This is a genomic window from Streptomyces sp. 13-12-16 (assembly GCF_002114215.1).
Lineage (GTDB): Bacteria > Actinomycetota > Actinomycetes > Streptomycetales > Streptomycetaceae > Streptomyces.
On record NZ_NCTE01000622.1, the window covers coordinates 1 to 7,121 of the forward strand.

Consider the following 7,121-nt stretch of genomic DNA (forward strand, 5'->3'; position numbering starts at 1 on the left):
CGGCGGCGGGCGGCGCGTCCGCCGCGCGGGCCGGCCGTCGTGCGCCCCGGACGCGAGTCGAGGTAGCGCCGGGCCCCCCACCCGAGCACCGCCTCGGCGATCAGCGGGCCCAGGCCGCCCTCGAAGTGGCTCAGTTGCTCGGCCGCGTTCCGGCAGTGGCGGCACTCCGCCAGGTGCTGACGGACGTCCGGCAGCAGGGCTCCGCCCCGGCGGATCGGGACGTCGAGGAGGCGGTTGTAGAAGCGGCAGTCCTTCGTCGGTGCCAGTTCCTGATGGGCGTGGACACAACCTTGACGGAATTTGTCACGTGCCTGTTCGAGCGCGCCCGACGCGACGGCGAGGTCCATGCCGAGCAGACCGGCCGGTACGGAAATCGGCTCGGCCTCGACCTCGACGTGCCAGAGCAAACAGCGCGCGCGTGCGGGCAGCGACCGGAATGCCCGTTGAGCGAGTGAGCGATTTTCCGGAGTCATGGTGTTCGCCGCGCGCATGCCGCGCCCGCCGGCCGGTTTCTGCAGCTCCGGCATAACTCCGGTTATTCGGTCGTCCGCGGCCCACTCGCGGACCGTGTCCCGCACGGCCACCAGCAGTACGGGCCGGAGCGCGACGGCCGGTTCGCCGACGGCGACCCGGTCCAGCGCCCGGTGCAGGGCGGCCGCGGTGACCATGGCGGCGAGCTGCCCCGACGACGCGAGGCAGACGGCCGCGTAGTCGTGCATCGACTGCCAGTGCCGCGCCGTCAGCAGCGCGACGGAGTGGGCGGCCTCGCCCTCCGGACGGTTCCGCAGCCGGGCGGCGAGGAACTCGTCGGATTCCCCCGGATCCCCGCCGGGCGGGGGATACGGGGGCCGAGGGGGGTGGGGGGTGTGCACTGAGATGGTTCCTTCCCACAGCGCATGTGCCATTCGAGGGTTTCCGACGCCGAAAAGGAAGACCGATTGGTGCATACCTCTTTGGCGGGGCACGGGGGGCGCGAATTCACCGACGGTGAATCGGACCCGGTTCATCGACTCGCGTGCGACCCCGGCCATTACCCCCCGCACGGGTGGCTCACTCTCGCACAACCCGCACTCGGCCAACAAGGCGCTCGGGCAACATCCGCGCGTTGACAGAAAGTCAGAAAGGAAGACCGGGCCGCGGCCCTCGCTCCGGTTTTCGGTCCGGGTTTTCACGCCGTTCACGTCCGGCCCGGCACGGCCGTTCACGTCCGGCCCGGCACAAGGGCCCCCGAGAGGGCCCCGGCGTCCCGCGCGGCTCGTCCGGCGCGGTTCAGATCTGCCAGGAGCGCAGCCGGTCGGCCGCGCCGTAGACGTCCGCCTCGCCGGAGATCAGGTCGCGCGCCAGATCGACCAGGGCGCCGTAGGGCGGGTCGATGCCGACCCCGCTGACGAACATGTAGGCGACCGCCGTGGCGCAGGCGAAGCGGGCGTTGGCCGAGGGCAGCGGCCGGAGCACGGCGAGGGTGTGCAGCAGGGCCGCCGCCCGCCAGGCCGGGTCGGAGTCGACGCCCAGCCGGGGCGGGTCCACGCGGTGGCGGGCGACGGCCGCGACGAGGGCGGAGAAGTCGTTGATGGTGGGCTGGTCCGGGAGGACCTCCTCGTGCCGCTGGAGCAGCCAGGGCACGTCGATGTGGAGCAAGGGTGCCATCGGTCAGGCGGCCCGCCCCGCGCCCCTGGCGGAGGGTTCGTCGTCCGGGAAGGCGGCGGCGAATTCGTCGGCGTGGGAGGCGAAGAACCGGCGGAAGGCCTCGGCGCCCTCCTGCAGGGCGCGGTGGCGGGCTATGTCCGCCGCGGCCGCCTCCCGCACGAGCGCCTTCATGGACGTACCGCGTTCCTTGGCGATCTGCCGCAGGTCCTCGAGCTCGCGGTCGCTGAACTCCACGTTGAGAGCTGGCATGCTCTCACGGTACCGCTCGGGTACTGGATCGTAAATATGCGCAGCTCAGGCGATATGCGAGGGGGTACCGAAAGGGGGCCGGCGGCCGAGTGGCCGCCGGCCCCCGCGGGGAGGGGTGTCAGCCCTGGTCGGCCACGAAGGAGGCCATGCGGGTCAGAGCCGCGTTCCAGTTGATGGTGTGTTCGTTGGTGGACCAGGACTGGATGTCGTCGATGAAGCAGAACTGACCGACGCAGCCCTGGAGTTTCGACTGGGCGAAGGGGTCCTGGATGCTGGAGTTGGGTCCGCCGGAGAGCGTGCCGGCGGGCGGGGCCGGCAGGTTCGGGTCGAGCTGGTTGGCGTACCAGCGGCTGTGCTGGTTGTGCGCGTTGACCTCGCCGTAGCCGGTGACGTACGACATGTTGAGGGCGTTGCGGCCCAGGATGTAGTCCATGCTCTGCAGCGCGCCGTCCCGGTACTTCCGCGCACCGGTGAGGTCGTAGGCGGTGGCGAGGACGACCGCGTTGTTGAGGACCTGGTGGCTGGAGCCCCAGTCGTAGACGTTGCCGGCCGGCGCGTACGGCATGCCGTACGGGTGGGCCTCCAGCGTGGCCAGGTAGGCGTCGGCGCCCTCGACGACGGAGCGGCGGACCTTGTCCCGGCCGGGGAGCCGGTTGGGCACGGTGGCGAGGTCGAGCCGGCCGGCCGCGGCGGTGCGGGCCCAGTCGAAGCCGAGGGGGCCGAAGATGTCGGCGGTGTGCACCGGGGAGTTCAGGACGTACTCCTTGAACCGGCGTTCCCCCGTGGTGATGTACAGCTCGGCGGCCGCCCAGTAGAACTCGTCGGCCACGGTGTCGTCGTTGTAGGCGCCGCCGCCGATGCCGTCGTTCGGGTCGGCGAGGACGTCCGGGTGGGCGAGGGCCGCCGTCCAGGCCTTGCGCGCGGCGGCCAGGGTCTCGGCCGCGAACTCCTTGTCGTAGGAGCGGTACAGCCGTGCCGCCTGGGCGGCCGTGGCCGCGAGGTTGAGGGTGGCGGCGGTGGTCGGCGGGTGCAGTTCCCGCTTCTGCGGGTCGTCGCTGGGCAGCAGCGGCAGTCCGGTCCACTGTTCGTCGTGGATCTTGTGGTGGGCCATGCCGGCCAGCGGCTCGCCCTCGGGGACCTGCATCTTCAGCAGGAACTCCAGCTCCCAGCGGGCCTCGTCGAGGATGTCCGGGACCTTGTTTCCGCTCTCCGGGATGTTCAGCGTGCCGTCGCCGAGCTTGTCGGCCTCACCGGTGCGGGCGTGCCGGGCGCGTTCGTAGGTGCTGAGCACCTCCCAGGTGCTGATGCCGCCGTTGACGACGTACTTGCCGTGGTCCCCGGCGTCGTACCAGCCGCCGGTGACGTCGAGGGTGTAGTCGCAGACGCCCGGCTGGCAGGGCACGTCACCGTCGCCCTGGTTGGGGGCGACGTCCACGTGCCCGGCCGGGCGGCCGTAGCCGGGGCGCAGGTCGTCGCGGATCGCCGTGCCGCTGCGCTGGGTGTAGTAGTACTTCGCCGAGTCCAGCCGCAGCCGTTCGTAGGCGCTCGCGTCGATGTCGAAGGGCCGGCTGGTCTCGCCGTCCACGACCAGGGTGTACCCGGTGCCCCGCTTGCGGTGGCCGCCGAAGTCGATGGAGTGGACGTTCTGCCCGGAGGAGCCGTCGGTGCCGCGCGGCACGGTCCAGCCGTGCCGGACGGCCCGGCCGTCGTCGTCCTCCAGCCGCCAGGGCAGCCGCTCGGTCGCGTCGGTGACCAGGGTGGCGTTCTTCGGCCCGGAGGGCAGGTAGGCGACCTGGTTGACGCGGATCCGGGGCCCGGTGTCGGGCTCGTACGGCTCGGGGGCGACCCCGCCCAGCAGGGACACGTCGTCCACGCAGAACCGCCAGGGGTCCGCGCTGCCGCCGAGTTGGAAGCCGACCTGGCCCTGCGCGGTGTCGACGGGCGAGGTGAAGGTGTACGAGTAGGTGTCCCCGGAGACGCTGACCTGCGGGGACACCTCGTAGTAGGTGTCGTACGGCTCCACCTGGAGACCGACGATCGCCCGCACGACATGACCCGCGGGCGAGCCGGTGGCGCTGAAGGAGAAGCGGTACGACTCACCCTTCACCAGGGTGATGTCGTTCTGGCCGACGGCCGCGTCCCAGCGGTTGGCGGTGCCGCCGGGGACGTCGGCGCACAGGCGTCCGTCGGACGGGCCCGCGGTGACGTTGGCGGAGGCCCACCAGGGGTCGGTGCCGGTGTCGAAGGTTCCGTTGCGCACCTGCTCGACCTCGTCCGCCCCGGCCGGGGCGGCGGGCAGCGCGGTGAGCGCGGTCGCCAGCAGGCCGGTGAGGGACAGCAGAGCGGTTCTGCGTCTGTTCACGTATGGGCTCCTCTTGGGGAGGTGCGGGGTTTTGGGAGCGCTCCCACTCCCGTGCGCAGAACATGGTTGTGGCAGGTGTGACACTCCGTCAACGGTTGGGACAGGACTGATGGCGGTCATCCGGAGCGGAGGTTCGCCGTCCGCGCCGGGCCGCGACCCACTAGGCTGGAACTCAGGCGATACACCGGTTCACGGTGAGTGTGCGCGATGGAGTGGCGACGATGAGGCCGGACGACCCGTTCGACGATGCCGTGACGGCCCGGGCCGTCATCGCCGCCGACGGCACGCTCGCGCGGTGGAGCGAGGGCGCGCGCCTGCTGCTGGGACACCCGGCCGAGGAGGTCCTCGGCCGCCCGGCCGCCGACCTGCTGGCCGGGGGTTCGGGTCCGCCCCGGCTCCCGGCCGCCCGCTGGAGCGGCACCCTCGCCCTGCGGCACCGCGACGGCTCCACCGTCACGGTGTGGGTGCTCGCCCACCACAGACAGCCGGCGGACGAGGGCCCCGGTGAGTGGCTCGCCGTCACCCCGCTGGAGGCCACGGACCAGGAACTGCCCGACGATCCGCTGGTCAGGACGGCCGTGTTCCAGTCGCCCTGCGCCACGATGGTCTTCGACGAGGAGCTGCGCCTGCGCGGGGTCAACGACGCCATGGCCCACCTCCTCGGCCTGCCCGCCCCCCACCTGCGAGGGCTCAGGCCCACCGACATCGGCGGCCGGCCCCAGCACGCCGAACTCGAGCGGCACCTGGCCCAGGTGCTGCGCACCGGCCGCCCGCACGACATGCAGACGTACATGAAGGCCACCGGCGAGAACCGCGCGCACGCCTGGCTGGCCCGGCTCGCACCGCTCACCGACCGGTCCGGCCGGGTACGGGGCGTGTGCGTGACGGCCCACGACTTCACCGAGCAGTACCGGGCCCGGGAGCGGCTGCAACTGGTCAACGAGGCCAGCATCCGCATCGGCACCACCCTGGACGTCGCCCGGACGGCGCAAGAGCTGGCCGAGGTGTGCGTGCCCGCGCTCGCCGACTTCGTCAGCGTGGACCTGCTGGAGCCCGAGGAGCCCGGGGGCGAGCCCGCCGGCCCGCTGACCACGCCGGTCTCGCTGCGCCGGGTCGCCCACCAGTCCCTCACACCGGGCAGCCCCGAGTCGGTCGCCCGCGTCGGCGAGGTGGTCGTCTACCCGGCCGCCGCGCCCCAGGCCGACTCGCTGATCGCCGGCCACAGCATCGTGGCCTCGGTGCCCTCCGGCGACCTCGACCCGTGGCTCGCGGTGGACGAGGCACGCGCCCTGCAGGTCAGGACGTACGGCGTCCACTCCATGCTGTCGGTCCCGCTCCAGGCGCGCGGTACGACGCTCGGGGTGGCCGCCTTCACCCGCTTCACCCGTCCCGAGCCGTTCACCCACGACGACGTGCTGCTGGCCGAGGAGGTGACCGCGCGCGCCGCCGTCTGCATCGACAACGCCCGCCGCTACTCCCGCGAACGCGAGACCACCCTGGCGCTCCAGCGCAGCCTGCTCCCCCGCACCCTGCCGCGCACGGCCGCCGTGGAGGCGGCCACCCGCTATCTGCCGGCCGCGCGCTCCGGCGTGGGCGGCGACTGGTTCGACGTGATCCCGCTGTCCGGGATGCGGGTGGCCATGGTGGTCGGGGACGTCGTCGGGCACGGCATCCAGGCGTCCGCGACCATGGGCCGGCTGCGCACGGCAGTGCGCACCCTCGCCGACATCGACCTCGCGCCCGACGAACTGCTCACCCACCTCGACGACCTGGTGCTCCACCTCTCGCACGAATCGGGCGACGACCCCGGGGCGGGCGAGGTCGGCGCGACCTGTCTGTACGCGGTGTACGACCCGGTGTCACGGCGCTGCACCCTGTCCCGGGCGGGGCATCCCCCGCCGGTCCTGATCCCGCCGGGCGGTCCGGCCCGGCACCTCGAACTGCCCTCAGGGCCGCCGCTGGGCCTGGGCGGTCTGCCCTTCGAGTCGGTCGAGCTGGAGCTGCCCGACGACGCGGTGCTGGCGTTCTACACCGACGGGCTGGTCGAGTCCCGCGGGCGGGACGCCGAGGCCGGTCACGCCCTGCTCCGCGAGGCGCTGTCCAACGCCGTCGGCCCGCTCGACGAGACCTGCGACCGGGTCCTGCACACCGTGCTCGCGCCGGGCGGCGCCAAGGACGACGTGGCCCTGCTGCTGGCCCGCACCCACGGTCTGCCGTCCGCGCAGGTCGCCACCTGGGACATCCCCGCCGATCCCGCGCTGGTCGCCCCCATCCGCAAGCAGGTCCTCGACCAACTGGCCACCTGGGCGCTGACCGAGGCGTCGTTCACGGCGGAGCTGGTGGTGAGCGAGCTGGTCACCAACGCCATCCGGTACGGCGCCCCGCCCATCCGGCTGCGGCTGATCCACGACGCCTCGACGCTGATCTGCGAGGTGTCCGACACCAGCCACACGGCGCCGCACCTGCGGCGGGCCAAGACCTGGGACGAGGGCGGCCGGGGCCTGCTGCTGGTCGCCCAGCTCACCCAGCGCTGGGGCAGCAGACACACCGCCGACGGCAAGACCATCTGGTCGGAACTGGCCCTGGTGGACGAGATGTGACACGAGGTGAAGCATGGCGAACGGGTCACGGCACGCGACGGCGGTGACGGCGGGCGCGCTGGTCCTGCTGGGCGCGTTGACCTCCTGCGGCACCGAGAGCGGGAGCGGGGCCGGGGACCCCTCCCCGCGGCCCTCCGCGTCCGCCGGACGGCCGGCCGGGGAGTCCCCGCACAGCGCCGTCCCGAGCGACGCCGCCGGTTCCACGAACGACCGGTCCCCGACGTCCGCCGGGCACACGGACCGCCCGGCGTCCCGGTGCCGCA

At 72.9% G+C, this 7,121-nt stretch carries 4 protein-coding genes and 2 pseudogenes; 2 read left to right on the plus strand and 4 right to left on the minus strand.

The features are described from left to right. From B7767_RS24445 to B7767_RS24460, 4 genes and pseudogenes are all read right to left on the minus strand, one after another. Window positions 1–872 (minus strand): annotated as a pseudogene (locus B7767_RS24445) (hydrolase); the annotation flags it as partial. A gap of 397 nt (window positions 873–1,269) precedes the next feature. Then, window positions 1,270–1,647 carry a toxin Doc gene (locus B7767_RS24450; protein ID WP_085574093.1) on the minus strand — a complete coding sequence of 126 codons (378 nt, stop codon included), beginning with the start codon at window positions 1,645–1,647 and terminating at the stop codon, window positions 1,270–1,272. A 3-nt stretch (window positions 1,648–1,650) separates the two neighbouring features. After that, window positions 1,651–1,896: a hypothetical protein gene (locus tag B7767_RS24455; RefSeq protein WP_030863804.1), complete on the minus strand. Its 246-nt coding sequence runs from the start codon at window positions 1,894–1,896 to the stop codon at window positions 1,651–1,653. A 118-nt stretch (window positions 1,897–2,014) separates the two neighbouring features. Then, on the minus strand, window positions 2,015–4,258 hold the full coding sequence (locus tag B7767_RS24460; protein ID WP_085574094.1) for a glycoside hydrolase family 9 protein: 2,244 nt from the start codon (window positions 4,256–4,258) through the stop codon (window positions 2,015–2,017). Window positions 4,259–4,479: 221 nt separating this feature from the next. On the opposite strand from B7767_RS24460, the gene B7767_RS24465 reads away from it, so the two are divergent. Beyond that, window positions 4,480–6,858, plus strand: a complete 2,379-nt coding sequence (locus B7767_RS24465; protein WP_085574095.1) for a SpoIIE family protein phosphatase — start codon at window positions 4,480–4,482, stop codon at window positions 6,856–6,858. 13 nt (window positions 6,859–6,871) lie between these two features. After that, window positions 6,872–7,121, plus strand: a pseudogene (locus B7767_RS47390) (hypothetical protein); the annotation flags it as partial.